Origin of the sequence: Streptomyces sp. NPDC015171 (assembly GCF_043079545.1) — a bacterium.
GTDB lineage: Bacteria > Actinomycetota > Actinomycetes > Streptomycetales > Streptomycetaceae > Streptomyces.
Genome location: NZ_JBIBUO010000002.1, coordinates 302,295 through 320,331 on the forward strand (window position 1 = coordinate 302,295; position 18,037 = coordinate 320,331).

General features: G+C 72.0%; 22 protein-coding genes. 13 read left to right on the plus strand and 9 right to left on the minus strand.

The features are described 5' to 3' along the window. The first annotated feature begins 338 nt into the window (after positions 1 to 338). The 9 genes from ACF073_RS05850 (at position 339) to ACF073_RS05890 (ending at position 6,382) form a co-directional block, all read left to right on the plus strand. On the plus strand, positions 339 to 977 hold the full coding sequence (locus tag ACF073_RS05850; protein WP_392067103.1) for an HAD family hydrolase: 639 nt from the start codon (positions 339 to 341) through the stop codon (positions 975 to 977). 104 nt (positions 978 to 1,081) lie between these two features. Next, positions 1,082 to 2,269: a helix-turn-helix domain-containing protein gene (locus ACF073_RS05855; protein WP_392067104.1), complete on the plus strand. Its 1,188-nt coding sequence runs from the start codon at positions 1,082 to 1,084 to the stop codon at positions 2,267 to 2,269. A 385-nt stretch (positions 2,270 to 2,654) separates the two neighbouring features. Further along, complete coding sequence (locus ACF073_RS05860) at positions 2,655 to 2,864, plus strand: hypothetical protein (RefSeq protein WP_392067105.1); 210 nt, start codon at positions 2,655 to 2,657, stop codon at positions 2,862 to 2,864. Continuing rightward, the gene (locus ACF073_RS05865; protein ID WP_392067106.1) at positions 2,861 to 3,361 is read left to right on the plus strand and encodes a DUF6415 family natural product biosynthesis protein; all 501 of its coding nucleotides are present in this window, start codon (positions 2,861 to 2,863) and stop codon (positions 3,359 to 3,361) included. Before ACF073_RS05860 ends, ACF073_RS05865 begins: the two co-directional genes overlap by 4 nt. Positions 3,362 to 3,551: 190 nt before the next feature. Further along, entirely contained in the window at positions 3,552 to 3,701 is a 150-nt protein-coding gene (locus tag ACF073_RS05870) for a hypothetical protein (protein WP_392067107.1), read from the plus strand. A 244-nt stretch (positions 3,702 to 3,945) separates the two neighbouring features. Then, positions 3,946 to 4,239 (plus strand): putative ATP-grasp-modified RiPP, encoded by a 294-nt coding sequence (tgmA, locus tag ACF073_RS05875; RefSeq protein WP_392067108.1) that lies wholly within the window; start codon positions 3,946 to 3,948, stop codon positions 4,237 to 4,239. 5 nt (positions 4,240 to 4,244) lie between these two features. Next, complete coding sequence (locus tag ACF073_RS05880) at positions 4,245 to 4,580, plus strand: MvdC/MvdD family ATP grasp protein (RefSeq protein ID WP_392067109.1); 336 nt, start codon at positions 4,245 to 4,247, stop codon at positions 4,578 to 4,580. A 21-nt stretch (positions 4,581 to 4,601) separates the two neighbouring features. Further along, positions 4,602 to 5,210, plus strand: coding sequence for a hypothetical protein (locus tag ACF073_RS05885; RefSeq protein WP_392067110.1), 609 nt, complete (start codon positions 4,602 to 4,604; stop codon positions 5,208 to 5,210). Beyond that, positions 5,207 to 6,382: a methyltransferase domain-containing protein gene (locus ACF073_RS05890; protein WP_392067111.1), complete on the plus strand. Its 1,176-nt coding sequence runs from the start codon at positions 5,207 to 5,209 to the stop codon at positions 6,380 to 6,382. The genes ACF073_RS05885 and ACF073_RS05890 overlap by 4 nt, the downstream gene beginning before the upstream one ends. A gap of 71 nt (positions 6,383 to 6,453) precedes the next feature. On the opposite strand, the gene ACF073_RS05895 is transcribed toward ACF073_RS05890, so the two are convergent. Next, positions 6,454 to 6,657, minus strand: a complete 204-nt coding sequence (locus tag ACF073_RS05895) for a helix-turn-helix transcriptional regulator (RefSeq protein WP_392067112.1) — start codon at positions 6,655 to 6,657, stop codon at positions 6,454 to 6,456. Positions 6,658 to 6,885: 228 nt separating this feature from the next. Further along, a complete protein-coding gene (locus ACF073_RS05900) occupies positions 6,886 to 7,626 on the minus strand; it encodes a peptidyl-tRNA hydrolase (RefSeq protein ID WP_392067113.1) in 741 nt (246 codons plus the stop codon). Positions 7,627 to 7,757: 131 nt separating this feature from the next. Between ACF073_RS05900 and ACF073_RS05905 the strand changes: the two genes are divergently transcribed. Beyond that, the gene (locus tag ACF073_RS05905; protein WP_392067114.1) at positions 7,758 to 8,195 is read left to right on the plus strand and encodes a DUF6086 family protein; all 438 of its coding nucleotides are present in this window, start codon (positions 7,758 to 7,760) and stop codon (positions 8,193 to 8,195) included. Between the two features lie 45 nt (positions 8,196 to 8,240). On the opposite strand, the gene ACF073_RS05910 is transcribed toward ACF073_RS05905, so the two are convergent. The 7 genes from ACF073_RS05910 to zapE form a co-directional block, all read right to left on the minus strand. Next, the gene (locus ACF073_RS05910; protein WP_392067115.1) at positions 8,241 to 8,423 is read right to left on the minus strand and encodes a hypothetical protein; all 183 of its coding nucleotides are present in this window, start codon (positions 8,421 to 8,423) and stop codon (positions 8,241 to 8,243) included. A gap of 45 nt (positions 8,424 to 8,468) precedes the next feature. Next, positions 8,469 to 9,305: a polysaccharide deacetylase family protein gene (locus tag ACF073_RS05915; protein ID WP_392067116.1), complete on the minus strand. Its 837-nt coding sequence runs from the start codon at positions 9,303 to 9,305 to the stop codon at positions 8,469 to 8,471. Positions 9,306 to 9,718: 413 nt separating this feature from the next. Beyond that, positions 9,719 to 10,900: an SPFH domain-containing protein gene (locus tag ACF073_RS05920; protein ID WP_392067117.1), complete on the minus strand. Its 1,182-nt coding sequence runs from the start codon at positions 10,898 to 10,900 to the stop codon at positions 9,719 to 9,721. A 104-nt stretch (positions 10,901 to 11,004) separates the two neighbouring features. Further along, on the minus strand, positions 11,005 to 12,492 hold the full coding sequence (locus ACF073_RS05925; protein ID WP_392067118.1) for a SulP family inorganic anion transporter: 1,488 nt from the start codon (positions 12,490 to 12,492) through the stop codon (positions 11,005 to 11,007). Between the two features lie 8 nt (positions 12,493 to 12,500). Beyond that, complete coding sequence (locus ACF073_RS05930) at positions 12,501 to 13,079, minus strand: carbonic anhydrase (protein ID WP_392067119.1); 579 nt, start codon at positions 13,077 to 13,079, stop codon at positions 12,501 to 12,503. Between the two features lie 86 nt (positions 13,080 to 13,165). Then, complete coding sequence (locus ACF073_RS05935; protein ID WP_392067120.1) at positions 13,166 to 13,558, minus strand: hypothetical protein; 393 nt, start codon at positions 13,556 to 13,558, stop codon at positions 13,166 to 13,168. Positions 13,559 to 13,764: 206 nt separating this feature from the next. Continuing rightward, a complete protein-coding gene (gene zapE / locus ACF073_RS05940; RefSeq protein WP_392067121.1) occupies positions 13,765 to 14,868 on the minus strand; it encodes a cell division protein ZapE in 1,104 nt (367 codons plus the stop codon). Between the two features lie 36 nt (positions 14,869 to 14,904). Between zapE and ACF073_RS05945 the strand changes: the two genes are divergently transcribed. The 3 genes from ACF073_RS05945 (at position 14,905) to murC (ending at position 18,026) form a co-directional block, all read left to right on the plus strand. Next, positions 14,905 to 15,876: a pyrimidine reductase family protein gene (locus ACF073_RS05945; protein ID WP_392067122.1), complete on the plus strand. Its 972-nt coding sequence runs from the start codon at positions 14,905 to 14,907 to the stop codon at positions 15,874 to 15,876. Positions 15,877 to 16,005: 129 nt separating this feature from the next. Further along, complete coding sequence (locus ACF073_RS05950; RefSeq protein WP_392067123.1) at positions 16,006 to 16,479, plus strand: indole-3-glycerol phosphate synthase; 474 nt, start codon at positions 16,006 to 16,008, stop codon at positions 16,477 to 16,479. A 152-nt stretch (positions 16,480 to 16,631) separates the two neighbouring features. After that, the gene (murC, locus tag ACF073_RS05955; protein ID WP_392067124.1) at positions 16,632 to 18,026 is read left to right on the plus strand and encodes a UDP-N-acetylmuramate--L-alanine ligase; all 1,395 of its coding nucleotides are present in this window, start codon (positions 16,632 to 16,634) and stop codon (positions 18,024 to 18,026) included. Positions 18,027 to 18,037 lie beyond the last annotated feature (11 nt).

The following is an 18,037-nucleotide window of genomic DNA, read 5'->3' on the forward strand; positions in this document are numbered from 1 at the left end:
TGGCGCGGCAGGCTCGCCCGGTGTCTGTGTGACGGGTGCCCCGGTGCGGCTGGGCCCCGTCGGCCCAGCCGGACCGTCCGGACTGCCAGGACGTGCCGGTCGGAACGGTGACCTGCCGGGACGGCGACCTGCCGGGACGGCTCAGACCTCCAGCAGCCCCGCACCCCGCGGCTCGACCCGACCCGCCGCCGGTACGCCTGACACTCGGGCCAGGCCCCTCCGCCGCGTAACGCGGCGGAGGGCCTTTGACCCGTACGAGGGCGATCAGCGCGCTTTCGCCTCCGCCGTCCGCCTTGCTCACCGCTGAGTCCAACGACTGGGGACCGTAGGCTGCCAGAGTGATTGACACCGTTGTACTCGACGTCGGCGAGACCATCACCCGAGACGACCGCTACTGGGCCTCGTGGGCGGACTGGCTCGGCGTCTCCCGCCACACCCTTTCAGCTCTCGTCGGCGCCGTCGTAGCCCAAGGCCTGGACAACGCCGAAGCCGTCAGACTCCTCCGCCCGGGCATCGACCTCAAGGCCACTTACCGGCTCCGGGAGGCCGCTGGCCAAGGCGAGCACCTGGACGAGAGCGATCTTTACGAGGACGTGCGCCCGGCCCTCGGAGCACTGCGAGAGGCGGGCGTGCGAGTGGTCGTCGCGGGCAACCAGACTGTCCGTACCGGGGAGCTGCTGCGCGCGCTCCATCTGCCCGCCGACCTCGTCGTGACGTCGGGGGAGTGGGGCGTCTCGAAGCCTCAGCCCGAGTTCTTCCAGCGAGTCATCGAGGTGGCCCAGGCACCGGCCGACCGGACGCTGTACGTCGGCGATCACCCCGCGAACGACTCGATCCCCGCTAAGGCGGCCGGGCTGCGGACTGCGCACCTGAAGCGTGGTCCTTGGGGGAACCTCTGGGCGGACGCCCCCGAGACCATCGAGGCGGCGGACTGGCGGATCGACGGACTCATGGACCTGGTCAGCATCGTTCGGTGACAACACCGCAGCGCACCCGCCCAGTGAGCGGGGCCGCTTTAGGCACACGCGGCGTCTCACGCGAGTACCGTTCGGATCGGAGTGGATGCCCGAGCGGAGACAGTATGCCCGCAGTCACTGACGGGGGAGTAGGCCGGAGAATCGCCTACTACCGGAGCGTCGTCCGGCCGAAGATGACCCAGCAGGAACTGGCCAATGCCGCCTGCGTCGCCCTCGGCACCATCCGAAAGATCGAGCGCGGCGAGCGTGGCGTCACCAACGACACCCTGCAAGCCATCGCCGACGCACTCGGGGTCGACCCGGCACGCCTACGACATGACCGCGGCCCCGCCCACTCGCAGGCCAGGGATGCCCTCCCGGCACTTTCGGCCGCGATCGCCGCCTACGACTGCCCCGATGACGGACCAGTGCGGCCGCTCGCCGCCCTGCGAACCGCCGTCTCCACGGCGGCGCAGTGGAGGCTCGGCGCCCAGTACACCCGCATCGTCCGCGATCTTCCCGACCTGCTGACCGAGCTGACCCGTGCACTGCACACGGCACCGGCTGATGGACGCGCAGAGCTGGCCGAGCTGCTGGTGAGCGCCTGCCGTTCCGCCGATGCGGCGGCCTACAAGCTGGGCGCGCACGACCTGTCTGCCCGCCTGGTTGAGCTGATGCGGTGGGCCGCGGCCGAAGCCGAGGATCCGCTGCTGGTCGCCTCGGTCGCCTACGTTCGAACCGAGACGTTCTTTGCGGCCCGTGCTCACGCCGCAGGCCTGCGCGCTCTGCGCATGGCCATCGACGCGGCCCCTGCACCGTCCACTGCGGCGGCGCGGGCAGCTCTCGGGGCGCTCCACATGAGGGCCGCCGTCATTGCCGGCCGAGCCGGGGACGCCGACGGGGCATCGGAACACCTCCGCGAGGCCGGCGAACTTGCCGAGCAGGTTGAGGAGAACGTCTACCACGGCACGGCGTTCGGCCCGGACTCTGTGCGCATTCACCGGGTGTCCGTGGCGGTCAGCCTCGGCGGAGATCACGTCAGCGACGCCCTGGACGTTTCCCACGAGTGGAAGCCACCGACGAGTATTCCGGAGGAGCGGCGGTCGGGCTTCTACATCGAGCTGGCTCGTGCCCAGCTGTGGTCGGGGATGGCCGACGGCGCGTTCGAGTCGCTGAAGGTCGCCCGCAAGATCGCACCCCAGCACACCCGCGATCACCCTTGGGTCCGCGAGGACGCCTCCACTTTGCGGCGCCTGCGCCGCGCCGACTCGGAGACCCTGACGTCCTTCGCGGAATGGTGCTCGGCCACCTGAGAACCCTCTGATTCCAAGTACCCCTCACTGGGGTACTTGTGACACGCCCTCAGCGCAACCATCTGTGACACGCGCAGAACGCACAGATGGGAACCCGGGTGCAGGAAGCACGTTTGGTCGCTCCGGCAGTCGTAGATCGTCGGGTAAGCATCGTTCGCCTGCATGGCGAGGCGTGCTTCGACTGCGGAGCCGTGAACAGGCCCCTGCGCGTGGTGGGCGAAGCCGTCGTCCGTGGTGCCACCCGCGTCTGGCAGATCCGTAGCTGCGGCTGCCAACGCGGAGCGCCACCAACGGACCAGCCCGCGGAAAACGGCACACAGGCCCCGGCGACCGCAGGCACGGTCCCGGGAGTGGCCAACGCTCAAAACAGCGAGGGAGCGTCGACATGATGAACCGTACCGCCCCGAACCGGGCCCGTACACGGGCACCTGCGATGACGATCAGGGTCTACACGGTCACGAGAGAAGGCATCGTCACCCCGCCGCAGGCGACGGTGATCGTGCCCCGCGACTACGTGCCCACGCCCGAGCAGATGAACACGCAGCTCCCGCCGTGCGCCTGCCCGTGGCATCGCCAGACGGGGGACGCCCGATGACGCGGACGCCACTGACCCCCGCTGTGACCAATCCGGTCGACACCGACACGATGCGCGGCACCATCGCTCTGCTCCTGCCGCAGGAGGCTGTGCAGCCGCCCGCCGGCGCGGAGCTGGCCACCACTACTGCGAAGCTCCGCGGGCACATGGAGCTGATGATTTCCGAGGTCACGGAGATCTCAGCCCGCCTGCCGGAGGATGACATCCCCCGGTACTGCGCGCTCGCCTGTATCGGCGAGGCACGCGGCAAGCTCAGCGCCGCGCCCGCCCTCGGCCCGTACGGCGAGCTGTCGTACGCGAGGAAGATGGCCCGCACACTCACCGCGCTGTGCGACCACTACGAAGCGCTCACCGGACAGGGCATGTGCGTCGCCTGCGACCGGCCGCTACGCGCCACGGACGAGACGATCACCTACTCGTCGCTCTACGACTCCGCCGGCACGGCGACGAGTCGCATCCACGCCGGGTGCGCCCAGCGGCCGCGGCCCGCTCTCTGAACGATGCCCCCACGCCCCGTCCGGCAGCCCCGGTGGCCGCATGGGCCAGGGCTCCCTCAAGCCCCCGCTGCGCCGTGGAACGGAAGCCGTGATGCAGCGGGTGACGTCCGCCCTGCCGTGGTCCCGGAAGGACACGGCGGGCGGACACCTCGAAGGGGAACCTCGCGGCGGCCGCAGACGGAGGCGCGAGGTGACAACGAACGCCTACGACGGCCCGGATGGCATTCCCCACTGGCAGCGAATGCCGGTGCCACCGCCGTTCATGTTCGGCTGCGGGGCCTGCGTGCAGCTGATGACCAGGCTCGCCAGGAAGATCCGCGTGGATGAGGTCTGCTTCTAGCAGGTCGCCGTGTCCCGGCACGTCGTTGACGCTCACATCGAGGACGTGCCGCCGCCGCACACCCGCGGGTGCGACCGGTGCCTCAAGTACAAGCACCGGCCGAGCGACTTCCGTGCCTGGGCCGAACACCGGGCCCGAGACCTCTCCCTCCCCGAGTCGGTCGCCCGGCTGCTCCAGGCCGGCGCCCACCACGATCTCCGCCCTGCGAACGGGCGGTGTCCATCACTGAATCAAGGAGTGCAACATGATCGTCGCCGACGTGCGGGAAGCGTTCCCGCTCGCGCCCGAGGGCGGACGGATCCCCTACAGCTCGGCTCCGCCCTCGATTGCCGGCTCTCGGCCGTGGGCGCTGCGCTTCGCCCGCACGCCCGACGCCACGCAGGCCACCGTCCTGCCGCCCGCCGTGTACGACGACGAGCAGCAGATGTCCGTCGGCATGTACGACGGCCCCCTGCCGTACATGCAGACGCACAAGCCGACCGTCCCGGACGGCAGCGTGAAGAACCCGCCGGCCCTCGACGAGGGCCCGAAGGACTGATCCCGATGCCCGCCGTTCTCGTGATCGCGGCCCGTGACGACTGGCCCACCGACCGGGTCGTCAAGGCGCTCACCGACGGCGGTGCCGAGGTGTTCCGCATGGACACCAGCGAGTTCCCGCTGGACCTCACCCTCGCCGGGCGCATCGACGCCCGGCGAGGGTGGTCCGGCGGCCTCGCCACCGCGCACCGCGCCGTCGACCTCGCCGACATCAGCGCCGTCTACTACCGTGCCCCGAACGCCTTCGTCTTCCCGCCCACCATGTCGGGGCCCGAGCGGCAGTTCGCCGCCGCCCAGGCCCGTTCCGGCCTGGGCGGCATCATCACCGCGCTCGACTGCTGATGGGTAAGCCACCCGTCCGCCATGTCCCGCGCCGAGTACAAACCCCTCCAGCTCGCCACCGCCCGGGCCTGCGGGCTCACGATCCCGCCCACCCTCATCTCCAACAACGCCGACGCCGTCCGCGCCTTCGTCGGAGACGTCGGCGGCCGCGTCATCTGCAAGCCGGTCGCCAGCCCCGTACTGATCGAGGACGACCAGCTCAAGACCGTGTACACCCGTCGGCTGACCGAAGGCGACCTCGACGACCTGCGGGGCATCGAAACCACCGCCCACCTGTTCCAGGGCTGGATCGACAAGGAGTACGAGGTACGGCTCACGGCTGTCGGGCACCAGCTGCTCGCCGCCGAGATCCACGCGGGAAGCGACGCAGCCCACACGGACTGGCGCAGCGACTACGCCTCCCTCACCTACCGGGTTGGCGAAGTCCCTGATGCCGTCGCGGCCGGGGTGCGAAGCTACATGGACCGGCTCCGTCTGCGCTTCGCCGCCATGGACTTCGTCGTCAGCCCCGATGGCGTCTGGACGTTCCTGGAGGCCAACCCCTGCGGGCAGTGGGACTGGATCGAACATGCCACCGGCCTGCCCATCGCCCAGACCATCGCCGACGAACTCCAGGGAGTCATCGAATGAGCGTCACGGCCCACGACGTGGCCCGCCCGTACCTGGCCAACCTCGCCCAAGACCTCACCGACCTCGGCGCGATCCGCAGCAAGCCGTGGGCGGAGGCCTTCACCACCGTCCCGCGTCACCTGTTCGTCCCCTCCTGGTACGAGCAGGAGACCGACGACCGCGGCATCGCGGTGTGGCGGCAGCGTCACGCCGGTGATGGAGAAGACCTGGCAGCCGTCTACCGGGACGTCACCCTCGTCACATCCCTGGACCCGGAGACGGCCGAGCAGGTCGCGCCGGACGCGTGGACCGGCATCCCTACGTCGTCCAGCACGCTGCCCAGCCTCATGGCCGGCATGCTGGAGGACCTGGGCGTCAGCGACGGCCACCGCGTCCTGGAGATCGGCACCGGGACCGGCTACAACGCCGCCCTGCTGTGCGCCAGGCTGGGTAGCACCGCCGTGCACTCCGTGGACGTCGACGAGGGCCTCGTGGACACCGCTCGGGCTCGGCTCCGCGACGCTGGCTACAGCCCGCAGCTCAGGGCGGCCGACGGGACGCTGGGGTACCCCGAAGATCGCACCTTCGATCGGATCATCGCCACCTGCTCCGTGCCGACCATCCCTGGCGCCTGGATCCAGCAACTGCGCCCCGGCGGCATCATCGTTGCCGATGTGGCGCTGGGGATCGAAGGGGGCCTGGTACGGCTCTCCTGCGGCGCTGAGGGCCTGGCCCGCGGCTTCTTCACCACCAACGGCGGCCGCTTCATGCCCGCGCGCAGCGACGCGCTCACCTACCCGGCTCAGACTCGGCCGGAGCGAGCGCCGAGGATGGGAAGCCGCCCGACCCGGCTCACGGCGAAACAGATCCGCACCCACTATCCGCTGCGCCTGGTCTTGGCCTTCGCCCTACCCGAAGCCGAACTCGTCTATCACAGCGACGAGGAAGGACTCGCGCTGCAACTCCAGTGCCCGGACGGCTCGTGGGCCCGTGTCCCGCTCGCCGGGGACAACGAAGGCGTGGTGACGTTCGGCGGCAACGACGCCGTGTGGCGGCGGGCTGAGGAAGCCTGGCAGTGGTGGAACCATGTCGGCTGCCCGGCACAGGACCGTTTCGGCTACGCCCGGGATTCCGACGGCACCGGGTACGCCTGGCACCTGCCCAGCGGTGCCCGCTGGGCCTTGGCCGGCTGACCGCCTAGACCGGCCCCGCTCGTCTGCTCCCCCCCCCCGTGGCGGATGGGCGGGGCCTCTTGCTGCTCGGATCAGTCTGTGAGGTCGGAGAGTGGGGTGCCGAGGATTGCGGCGATCTTCAGTAGGTCGCTGTAGCGGGCGTCGACCTCCCCGGACTCGATGCGCTGGAGATGGCGTCGGCTGATGCCGGTGGCCTCGGCGAGGCTCTCCTGAGTGTGATGGGCGCGGGCACGTAAGTCACCGATGCGTTCGCCCAGCTCACGACGCCGCTTCATGATCCACTCAGGTACGTCGCGACGGCACTCGTCATAGTTGGACGATTCACACGGGGTGTGTTTCATGTGGCATAGGAATATGCCAGACGCACCCTTCTGAATCCCGGGTTCCGGTAGCAGGCTGCTGCTCGTACCACCCCGCCCCGCCGCGCCCACAGGTCCGGAAGCCTCCCCGTGCGGCGGGGCTAAATTGTGCGCCTCTGTGCAAAGTTCCCCACAGCGGTCAGCTCAGGACGTCGGCGGGGTACTGAGTCGCCCGATGCGGTCTACCCCCTCGACTGCAAGAGTCAGCCCGGGCGCGATCTCGGTGAAGCCCGCGTCGCGTACGAGAGGCAGGCCGCTCGCGGTCAGCCGGGACCAGTCGGCCCGGGCGGCCGTGCGGACGGCGAGGGGGTGTCCGGCGTCCCGCCAGGCCGCGCGCTCCTCCTCGGACAGGGCCCACCAGGCCAGCTGGGCGCCGTGGCCGGCCTGGGCCATCGCCTTGCCGGCCGACATCTTCAGGTCCGGGCTGAGCCAGAGCACGGGCTCGGCGGGGCCGGCCGGCAGGGGTGGCTCGGGGTCGTCCAGCTCGGTGCCCGACACCTGGAGCTTCGCCAGGTCCTTGGGCCAGCCGTCCAGCGGGATCGGCGGGAAGACCCGGACCTCGGCGGACTTGCCGGTCACCGTGATCCCGGGCAGCGTCTCGGCACGCCGCCACTCGGCGCCCCGGGCCCGCCGGACGACCTTGCGGATCCGGGCGTCCTCCCAGTTCCGCACCGCCTCGGCCCACTCCCCGTCGCCGTGCGCGCGCTCGTCGCCGAGCAGGACGAGGACGGCACGGGCGGCCGTCTCCAGCGCGTCGGTACGGGCGGGCGGGTCGCCGCGCTCGATGCGTACGACGAGCGGCAGCACGAACTGCGGGGCCTCGTCGCGGGGGGTGGGCTCGACCTGGAAGGGGCTGTCACCGGAGGGTGCGGGAACGTGGTTCACGAAAGCCCACCCTACGAAGCCCCGGGCAGGCCGATCAACGCGCGGGTCCCGCGCGGAGAATTCCGGACGCGCCGGGGAGCCGCCGGCCTACGCTGATGCCGCTTGATCGACTGAAGGGGCGGGGAGAGGCGATGAGCCAGTACTTCGATATCGGTGACGAGACGCTGTGGAACCCGTCCAACGGGGCCGCGCGGCTCTTCCTGCGGCAGGTGGAGGTCTTCGAGGCCGAGCTGGAACTGCCGTCCGGTCTCGGGCCGATGCGGAACGACGAGTGCACGATCGATCCGGCCGTGTTCGCGGTCTTCGCGCACACCCTGCTCGCCCGGCACCGGCGGACCGGCCACGCCGTCGTCCTGGCCCTCTCCGAAGGCTTCGTCGGCACCGTACTGGTCCTCGCCCAGCGGGCCGGGGTCGCCATCGACTGGGCCCGCCTTGAGGCCGACCCCGACGGACCCCTCTCGGACGTGCAGGTCTCGCCCGCCGGGGTGTCCGGGCCGGGCGCCGGGGGACCGTGGGCGGCCTCGCTGCGCGCCCTGGCGGACCGGCTGAGCCGGGGCATGCCCCGCTGACGCGGACGGGACACCGCCCGGCGCCGCGCGCTCACCGCCCGCCGGTCACCCCGAGCAGGCGGTGCGCTGCGCTTCTTGCCACTCGCACACGGGGCACAGCGTGCTGCCCCTGTACGACTCCGGGTACTCGGTCGGCTCCCGGCACAGCACGCACTCCGCGTACGGCGGTCCGTCGGCCTGCGCCGGCTCGGCCGTCCCGGCGATCGTGCGGTGGTCCTCGTCGTTCATGCCTCCAGCGTAGGACGGCCGGTGCGGCCCGCCGGCCCGCGTCCGCTAGCGGTGGCCGGCGGTCTCGCCGATCAGTTCGGAGACCTTGACGAACCGGTAGCCGCGCTTGCGCAGTTCCGGTACGACCGTGCGCACGACCCGCTCGGTGGTCGGCGCGGCGCTGCGGGTGCAGTGCATGATCACGACCGACCCGGGTGCGACCCCGTCGAGCACCTGCCGGGTCACCGCGTCGGCGTCCGTGGCGAACGCGTCTCCGCTCACCACGTCCCACTGCACCGCGGTCACCCCGAGCCCGCTGAGCGCGCGCAGCGTGTCCTTGTCGTAGCAGCCGCCGGGGAAGCGGAAGTACGGCATCGGGTTCGGTACGCCCGCCTTGCGCAGGGAGGTGTACGCCCGCTGGACGTCCGCCCGCATCCCGTCGGCGGCGACGGTCGGCAGGCCGTAGCAGTCCTTGGTGAACGCGTAGTGGCTCCAGGAGTGGTTGGCCACCTCGAACTGGGGGTCATGGCCCAGATCGCGGGCCTCGGCCGGGTACTGGTCGGCCCATCGGCCGGTCATGAACACGGTCGCCGGCACCTTCAGCTCGCGCAGGGCGCCGATCAGACCCGGATTGTCGAAGTGCTCGCCGGAGGCCGCGCGGGGCCCCTCGTCGGCGGTCATGTCGGCGTCGAAGGTGAGCGCGACCGCCTTGCCCAGGGTGCGCGGTCCGTGCTCGAAGACGGGGGTCAGCCCGCCGGGGCCCGGGGCCATGACAGGGGGGCGCGTGGCGGACGGGGATGCGGATGTGGCCGGACGGTGGCCGGTGGTGCCCGTGGTGCCGCAGGCGGAGAGTGCGGCACCCAGGACACAGGCGGCGGCGGTACGGCGTGCTAGTGAGTTCACGTCATGAAAGTAGGAGGATAAATACGATTATCTGATTATTAGGGAGGCCGACATGCCGGTACGGTCACCCGCGCGGCGGGTTGCCGAATCGGATGCGGTCCCCTTGGGGCGGGGTGGATCCCCTGGGCCGGGGTGTGGGTCCCCAGGCGGGGCGCGGGTCCTCTGGTCGGGTGCTGGTTCCCTGAGGCGGGGGGCGGGTCCCCTGGCGGGGTGCGGGGCCCGTGGCCGGGGGAGTTGGTTCCCTGGTCGGGGTGCGGGGCGGGTCCTCTGGTCGGGTACCGGTCCCGTGAGGCGGGGTGCAGGTCCGCCCGCGCAGGTGCCGGTCCACCGGGCGGGGCGGGCTTGCCCTGGTGGGGATGCGATGCGATCGCCCTGGTCGGGGCGGGTCCCATGGGCGCAGAGCCGTCCGTCCGCTAGGCGGGGTGCTGTCCGCCGTCGGTGGGCGGCCCGCCGTCGGTGTGCGGGGCGGGCTGCCGGTCGGGCGCGAGGCGGTGCGACTGCTCGCCTCGCTGACCGCTCGGCTCGGTGAGCGGCGGTTGTCCGTTGCCCGGTCCGTCCGGCTCGGTGAGCGGGGGCTGTCCGTTGCCCGGCCCGCTCGGCTCGGTGGGCGGGGGCTGTCCGCTGCCCGGTCCGTCCGGCTCGGTGAGCGGGGGCTGACCGCCGCCCGGTCCGTCCGGCTCGGTGAGCGGGGGCCGCTCGCTCTCCCGCCCGTTCAGCTCGGTGAGCGGCGGCTGTCCGCCTCCTCGCCCCTCCGGCTCGGCGGGCCGCGGCTGCCCGGCGCTCTGCCCCGGCTGCCCCGGCTGTCCCGCCTGCCGGTCCGGCTCGGGGAGGGCCGGCTGCGCGCCCCGCTCCAGGAAGTGCAGCAGCTCCACCGGGATGGGCAGGACGAGGGTGGAGTTCTTCTCCGCCGCCACCGCCATCACGGTCTGCAGCAGCCGCAGCTGGAGCGCGGCCGGTGTCCCGGACATCTGCTGGGCGGCCTCGGCGAGTTTCTTGGACGCCTGCAGCTCGGCGTCGGCGTTGATGATCCTGGCCCGGCGCTCACGGTCCGCCTCGGCCTGCCGGGCCATGGACCGCTTCATCGTGTCCGGCAGGGACACGTCCTTGATCTCGACCCGGTCGACCTGGATGCCCCAGCCCACGGCAGGGCTGTCCAGCATCAGCTCCAGGCCCTCGTTGAGCTTCTCGCGGTTGGAGAGCAGGTCGTCCAGATCGCTCTTGCCGATGATCGAGCGCAGAGAGGTCTGGGCCATCTGCGACACCGCGAACTTGTAGTCCTCGACCTTGATCAGGGCGCTCGTCGCCTCGACCACGCGGAAGTAGACCACCGCGTCCACGCGGACGGTGACGTTGTCGCGGGTGATGCCCTCCTGGGCCGGGACCGGCATCGTCACGATCTGCATGTTGACCTTCTGCAGCCGGTCCACGAAGGGGATGATCAGGGTCAGGCCCGGCGTCCGGACCTCCCCCGCCACCCGGCCGAGCCGGAACAGCACACCGCGTTCGTACTGCTTGACGACCCGCGCGGCCGCCGCCAGGTAGACCACGCCGGCGGAGCCCACCGCGGCCAGGGCCACCAGCAGGTCTTCGACCATGGTGACCTCCTCGCCAGAGGTCGGTTATGTCTGCTGTTGCCACGATAGGCCCGTAAGGCCGGGATGCCGAACGATCGGGCGTCCCGGCCCCACGGGCCGGGCGCTCACGCCGTGGTGTGCAGCTTCACCGGTTCGGTGCCCGCCGCGCTGTGCCGGGCGGCCCAGTTCTCCAGGGCCGTACGGCAGGCGTGGTCCAGGTGGTGCAGCCCGGACAGGTCGAGCCGGACCGGGCGGTCCTGGGGCAGTGACTCCAGGCTGTCCAGGATCTTCGGCAGGCGCAGGAAGGTCGCGTTGCCCGCCAGATACGCCTCCACCGGGCCCGCGCCCTTGTCGAAGACCTCCAGCTTGACGTGCGAGGCCTCCCAGGCGGTCTTCACCACCGCCAGCGCGAGGCCGATGAGCACGCCCTCGAACATGCTGACCGCCACGATGGAGACGGCCGTGACGGCGAGGACCAGGGCCTCCCCGCGGTGCTCCCGCCAGAGCACGGCCAGCGCCCGGACCGGGACCAGCTTGGCGCCCGCGTGGATCAGGATGCCCGCGAGGGCCGGGATCGGGATGTACGCGAGCACGTCGGGCAGCAGCGCCGCGAAGAGCAGCAGCCACACGCCGTGCAGCACCCGGGACGCCTTCGTACGGGCGCCGGCCTGGACGTTGGCCGCGCTGCGCACGATCACCGCGGTCATCGGCAGGGCGCCGAGCAGCCCGCACACCGTGTTGCCGGCGCCCTGGGCGACGAGTTCCCGGTTGTACTGGGTGCGCGGCCCGGAGTGCAGCCGGTCCACGGCCGCCGCGCTGAACAGTGACTCGGCGGACGCGATCAGGGTGAAGGCGACGACCGTGCCCAGCAGCCCGATGCCGGCCAGCTCGCCGAAGCCGCTCAGCGGCGGTGGCTGGACGGAGTCGAGCAGCCCCTTCACCTCCACCGTGGCCACCGGCAGGCTCAGGGTGAGCGCGGCCAGCGTGGCGAGCCCGACCGCGGCGAGCGGACCGGGCACCGCCCGCACCTTCGCCGGGGCGAGCTTCCACAGCAGCAGCACCGCGATCGTGCCCGCGCACACCGCGAGCGAGGCCAGGGCGTCGGTGTCGCCGAACGCGTCCAGGAACGCGCCGGGCAGCCCGGCGATCTTGCCGAGACCGGAGTCGGGAGCCTTCGCCGACAGGGCCGGATACAGCTGGCCGGCGATGATCACCAGACCGATTCCGGCCAGCATGCCCTCGACGACGGAGACGGAGATGGCCCGGAAGTAGCGCCCGAGGCGCAACAGGCCCATGCCCACCTGGAGCACCCCGCTGGCGAGCACGATCACGCCGAGCACCGGAAGACCGAACTCCTTGACCGCCTCGAAGACGAGCACGGTCATGCCGGCGGCGGGCCCCGACACCTGCAGGCTGCTGCCGCGCATCAGCCCGGTGACGAGGCCGCCCACGATGCCGGTGATCAGGCCGAGTTCGGCCGGCACCCCGGAGGCGACGGCCACGCCGACGCACAGCGGCAGCGCGACCAGGAAGACGACGAGCGAGGCGGCGAAGTCCTCCTTGAGGTGAGGGAATCGGGTGGTACGGGATATTCGGGTGTCGTTGCTGGTCATCGGCGCGCTCACAGGGACTCGAAGGTGTCGGTCTGCGGGCGGTGCGTCCGTACGGCGCCGGTGTGCACCTCGTAGTACCAGGCGTGCAGGTCCAGCTGACCCGCCGCCAGCTTGCGCTCGACGCAGGGGTACGAGCGCAGCCGTAGCAGCTGGGTCAGGGCATGGCCCTGCACGCCCTCGGCGACCTCCGGGTCCTCGGCCGCGCCGGCCGGGCGCGGGGTGGCGTGCGCCAGCCAGTCGCGCACGGCCGGTACGGCGGTGAGGTCGTCACCGCGCACCAGGGCGCCGACGGCGCCGCAGTGCGAGTGGCCGCAGACCACGATGTCGCGGACACCGAGGACCTCCACGGCGTACTCGATGGTGGCGGCCTCGCTCGTGGGGTGCTCGGAGGCGTACGGTGGAACGATGTTGCCCGCGGTGCGCAGCTCGAAGAGCTCGCCGGGACGGGCGCCCGTGATCAGGGCCGGGACGACCCGGGAATCGGAGCAGGTGATGAACAGGACCTGCGGAGACTGGCCTTCGGCCAGCTTGGCGAACTCCTCAGGGCGCTGTCCGAACGTACGGGCGTTGTCGATGAGGGGCTGCATGTATGTGAGTTCCTCCTGGCGCGCATGCCTTGCGCGTCGGGCTTGAACGACGGTCTGTGGGGGGAGCGGGCACCGCGGCCCGGCACTCAGCAGCGGAAGACCTGCAGGGCTGCCGGGGTGCGGGTTCTGGAGACTCCGGGGGTGCTGCCGGGCGCCGCGCCGACGGGTTCCGAAGGGGCGGCTCCGGCCGTCCGGCCGGATATGAGCGCGTGTTCCTGGGTCCCGTGGGAGGCCGGGCCGCGATGGCGGTCGCGCAGGTGCGGGACGCTCACGGGTTCGCCCGGGCGGCCGGGGGCACGGACCGAGTCCGCCCCGTCGCGCGCCACGGGTGCGGAGGTGATCCCGGCGTCGGCCTTGGCCAGCGCATGACCGAAAGTATGCGCGGATGCGAAGGTTCCCGTGGGGGTGAAGAGCTGGAGCGCGAGCAGTGTCACGCCGAGGAGGGCGAGTACGGTCCGGGCCGCTGTGCCTCGGAACATGAGCCCCCCTCCGCCGCGTTCACGTTCCTTGTCCAGACCAAAGGTTGGTCAATGGATGGTCAAGAAACACGTTAACCCTGCAAAGTCCTTTGCAGGGTTAACTGCGCGTTACGCGCGCAAGAGAGCGTGAAAAGTGCGGGTGGCGTGGCGCGAACCCGCCCTTGACGCGCGATGGATCGATCGAATGAAGGGCGGGGGAGGGGCGGTCAGGCGCCGACCAGTCCCTTCGCGTCCCGCGCCAGGGCCGTGAGCCGGGATATCGCCCGGAAGTACTTCTTGCGGTACCCGCCGCCCAGCATCTCCTCGCTGAACAGCCTGTCGAACGGCAGGCCCGAGGCGAGCACGGGTATCTCGCGGTCGTAGAGCCGGTCCGCGAGGACCACCAGGCGCAGCGCCGTCGACTGGTCGGGCACGGGCTGCACCCCGGTCAGGCACACCGCCCGCACCTCGTCGGTCAGCGCGCCGTACCGGCTCGGGTGCACCTTGGCCAGGTGCTCCAGCAGATGCGGGAAGTCGTCGAGGGAGGCGCCCTCGGTGGCGAACGCCGTCTTCATGACCTCCTCGTCGGAGAAGGGCAGGGGGGCCTCGGGCAGACCGCGGTGGCGGTAGTCCTCGCCGTCGATGCGCAGGGCGCGGAAGTGGGCGGAGAGGCCCTGGATCTCCCGCAGGAAGTCGGCGGCGGCGAACCGCCCCTCGCCCAGCTTGCCGGGCAGCGTGTTGGAGGTGGCGGCGAGTGCCACGCCCGCCTCGACCAGCTTGCCGAGCAGCGTCGACACGAGGACCGTGTCACCGGGGTCGTCCAGCTCGAACTCGTCGATGCACAGCAGGCTGTGCCCGGACAGGGTCCGCACCGTCTGCTGGAAGCCGAGCGCGCCGACCAGGTTGGTCAGCTCCACGAAGGTGCCGAACGCCTTGCGGGAGGGCTCGGCCGGGGCCGCGTGCCAGAGGGAGGCGAGCAGATGGGTCTTGCCGACGCCGTAGCCGCCGTCCAGGTACACCCCGCGCGGGCCGGCCGGTGTCTTGGCCGCCTTGGCCTTGCCGAAGCCGAAGAGGCCGCGCCTGCCGGCACCGGTGGCGTGCGCCGGGCCGAGCCCGGCGGCGAAGCCTTCCAGGACCCCGACGGCCTCGGTCTGGCTGGGCTGCTTGGGGTCCGGGAGGTACGTGGCGAAGCGCACCGAGTCGAAGCGCGGTGGCGGCACCATCTCGGCGACCAGCCGGTCCGCCGGGACACGCGGCTCACGCGCGCACAGGGAGAGGGGGCCCGCGTCCGGCAGCGGGCTGGATCCGGGGGCGGCGGTGGAGAACGACACAGTTATTCACTCTAAGCGCCGTGTCACACTGCACGGATGCGACGCCTCTTCCCTGTGACCGAAGGAACAGCAGCCCAGGCCCCCCGCGGCAGCACGGAGACCGCCGGCCCGGGGGCGTACGGGGAGGGACCGGACACAGCGGGCGCGGACGCCGCGGGCGCCACCCCGGCGGCCGCCGGTGCCGGGGTGCCGGCCGACGGGGCCGACGGGGCTCCCGGGGCCGGCCGTACGGCCCGCGCCGCCGCGGGCGGGCCCGTCGGGGCCGCCGCGGCCGTGGACCGCGAGTGGAGCCTCGCCGAGCTGGCCGCCGCCTACGCCTACCCGGAGTCCGCGCCGGGCGCCCCGCGGCCGTGGCTGCGGGCCAACATGGTCTCCTCGCTCGACGGCGCCGCCCAGCACGAGGGCCGCTCGCAGCCCCTCTCCAGCGCCGCCGACATGCGGGTCTTCGGCACCCTGCGGGCGCTCGCCGACGTCGTCGTGGTCGGCGCGGAAACGGTACGGCAGGAGGCGTACCGCCCCGCACGCGCGCGTGCCGAGTTCGCCGCGGCCCGCGCCGCCGCCGGACAGGCCCCGGCCCCGGCCGTCGCGATCGTCACCGCGAGCCTTGAGCTGGACTTCTCGCTGCCGCTGTTCACCTCGCCCGTGGTGCCGACGCTGATCCTGACCGGCGCCGCCGCACCCGCCGACCGGGTCGCCGCCGCCGAGCGGGCCGGCGCCCGGGTGGTGGTCGCCGGTACGGGCGCCGGTGTGGATCCCGCGCGCGCGGTGCGGGCCCTCGCCGGGCTCGGCCACACCCGGCTGCTCACCGAGGGCGGTCCCCGGCTGCTCGGCCAGCTGATCGAGGCGGAGGTGCTGGACGAGCTGTGCCTGACCCTCTCGCCGACGCTCACCGCGGGGGACGCGCAGCGCATCGCCGGGGGTCCCGCGGTCGCGGTCCCGCGCAGGTTCGAACTGGTGTCCCTGCTGGAGGAGAGCGGATTTCTCTTCGGCCGCTACCGCCGGCCCTGACATCAGCGGAATCTGTCGTTCCACTTAGCCTTCGGCAGGCAGAATTGGTCCGGCAGTACCCGTGCGATCACGGGGAAGGATGGTTTCCGCAGGGGCCCGGCCGGGCCCTCTAAGGAGAAGAGGCGCCTGGTGTTCACTAGCGTTCTGATGATCGAGAAGGCCCTGACGTCCGCCGACGTGGAGTTCGTCACCACCTTGCACGGGGACGAGCCCGTCACCTTCTACGTACTGCTCCAGCCCCGCGGCGACCAGGCGGACCGGCTGCTGCGGGCCATCGACGACATCGCGCTCGGCGAACTCGACGAGGCGGTCCGCGAGCGGGAGACCCCGGAGGGCCAGGAGGCGCTGAGCGTCGGACGGCGGGCCCTGGACGTCTCGCTCCAGGCCCTGCGCTCGACGGGGAGCACGGCCGCGGGACAGCTGGTCGAGGACCACCCGCTGGACGCGTTGAAGGGCCTGGTGTCCGAGGTCGACGCCGACGAGGTGATCGTGCTCACCGATCCGCACTACGTGGAGGAGTTCTTCCACCGGGACTGGGCCTCGCGGGCCCGGCACAAGGTGGGGGTGCCGGTGCTCAAGCTGTTCTCGCACAGCGAGGCGTAGGGGGGCGGGGTGCGCCGGCGGGTCTGTGCGGGTGCGTCGTGGCCGCTCGCGCGGCCCCGGTCCGGCCCGCCACCCCCTCGCTGCGAGGAGCCCGGCGCCTCAGCGCATAGGCTAGGCATGCTCTAGCCCGTACCGTCTCTGGGGAGAAACGCATGGCACCCGGCCTTCCTGCCGCCATGGACCGACCGCACTTCATCGGCATCGGCGGCGCCGGGATGTCGGGGATCGCGAAGATCCTCGCGCAGCGCGGTGCCCGGGTGGCCGGCAGCGACGCCAAGGACTCCGCAACCGCCGAGGCGCTGCGGGCGCTGGGCGCGACCGTGCACCTCGGGCACGCGGCGGAGCACCTCGCCGACGACGCGAGCTGTGTCGTCGTCTCGTCGGCGATCCGCGAGGACAACCCGGAGCTGGCCCGCGCCGCCGAGCTGGGGATCCCGGTGGTGCACCGCTCCGACGCGCTGGCCGCGCTGATGACGGGCCTGCGCCCGATCGCCGTGGCCGGCACCCACGGCAAGACCACCACCACCTCCATGCTGGCGGTCTCCCTGTCCGAGCTGGGCCTGCACCCCTCCTACGCCATCGGCGGCGACCTGGACGCGCCCGGCTCCAACGCGCTGCACGGCGAGGGCGACATCTTCGTCGCCGAGGCGGACGAGTCGGACCGCAGCTTCCACAAGTACGCCCCCGAGGTCGCCATCGTCCTCAACGTCGAGCTGGACCACCACGCCAACTACGCCTCCATGGACGAGATCTACGCGTCCTTCGAGACGTTCGTGGACCGGGTCACCGACGGCGGCACCCTCGTCGTCTCCGCCGACCACGAGGGCGCCCGGGAACTGACCCGGCGCGTGCGGGCGGCGGGCCGGGTGCGCGTGGTCACCTACGGCGAGGCCCAGGACGCCGACGTACGCGTCCCGTCGATCGTCCCGCAGGGCCTGAAGAGCAGGGTCACCGCGGTGCTGGACGGACAGGAGCTGAGCTTCGAGGTGTCCGTGCCCGGCCGGCACTACGCCCTCAACGCGGTCGCCGCGCTCGCCGCCGGTGCCGCCCTCGGCGTCCCGGCCGCGCGGCTGGCTCCCGCGCTCGCCGCCTACACCGGCGTCAAGCGGCGCCTCCAGCTCAAGGGCGAGGCGGCCGGCGTCCAGGTGATCGACTCCTACGCCCACCACCCGACCGAGATGACCGCCGACCTGGAGGCCATGCGCGGCGCCGCCGGTGACGCCCGGATCCTCGTCGTCTTCCAGCCGCACCTCTTCTCCCGCACCCAGGAGCTGGGCAAGGAGATGGGGCAGGCGCTGGCCCTCGCCGACGCCTCCGCCGTCCTGGACATCTACCCGGCCCGCGAGGACCCGATCCCCGGCGTGACCAGCGAGCTGATCATCGAGGCCGCGCGCGCGGCAGGCGCCGACGTGACCACCGTGCACGACAAGGCGGAGATCCCGGAGGTGATCGCGGGAATGACGAAGCCCGGTGATCTCGTTCTCACCATGGGCGCGGGCGATGTGACCGACCTGGGCCCGCTGATCCTGGACCGCCTGTCGCAGTGAAGAGGGGCTGA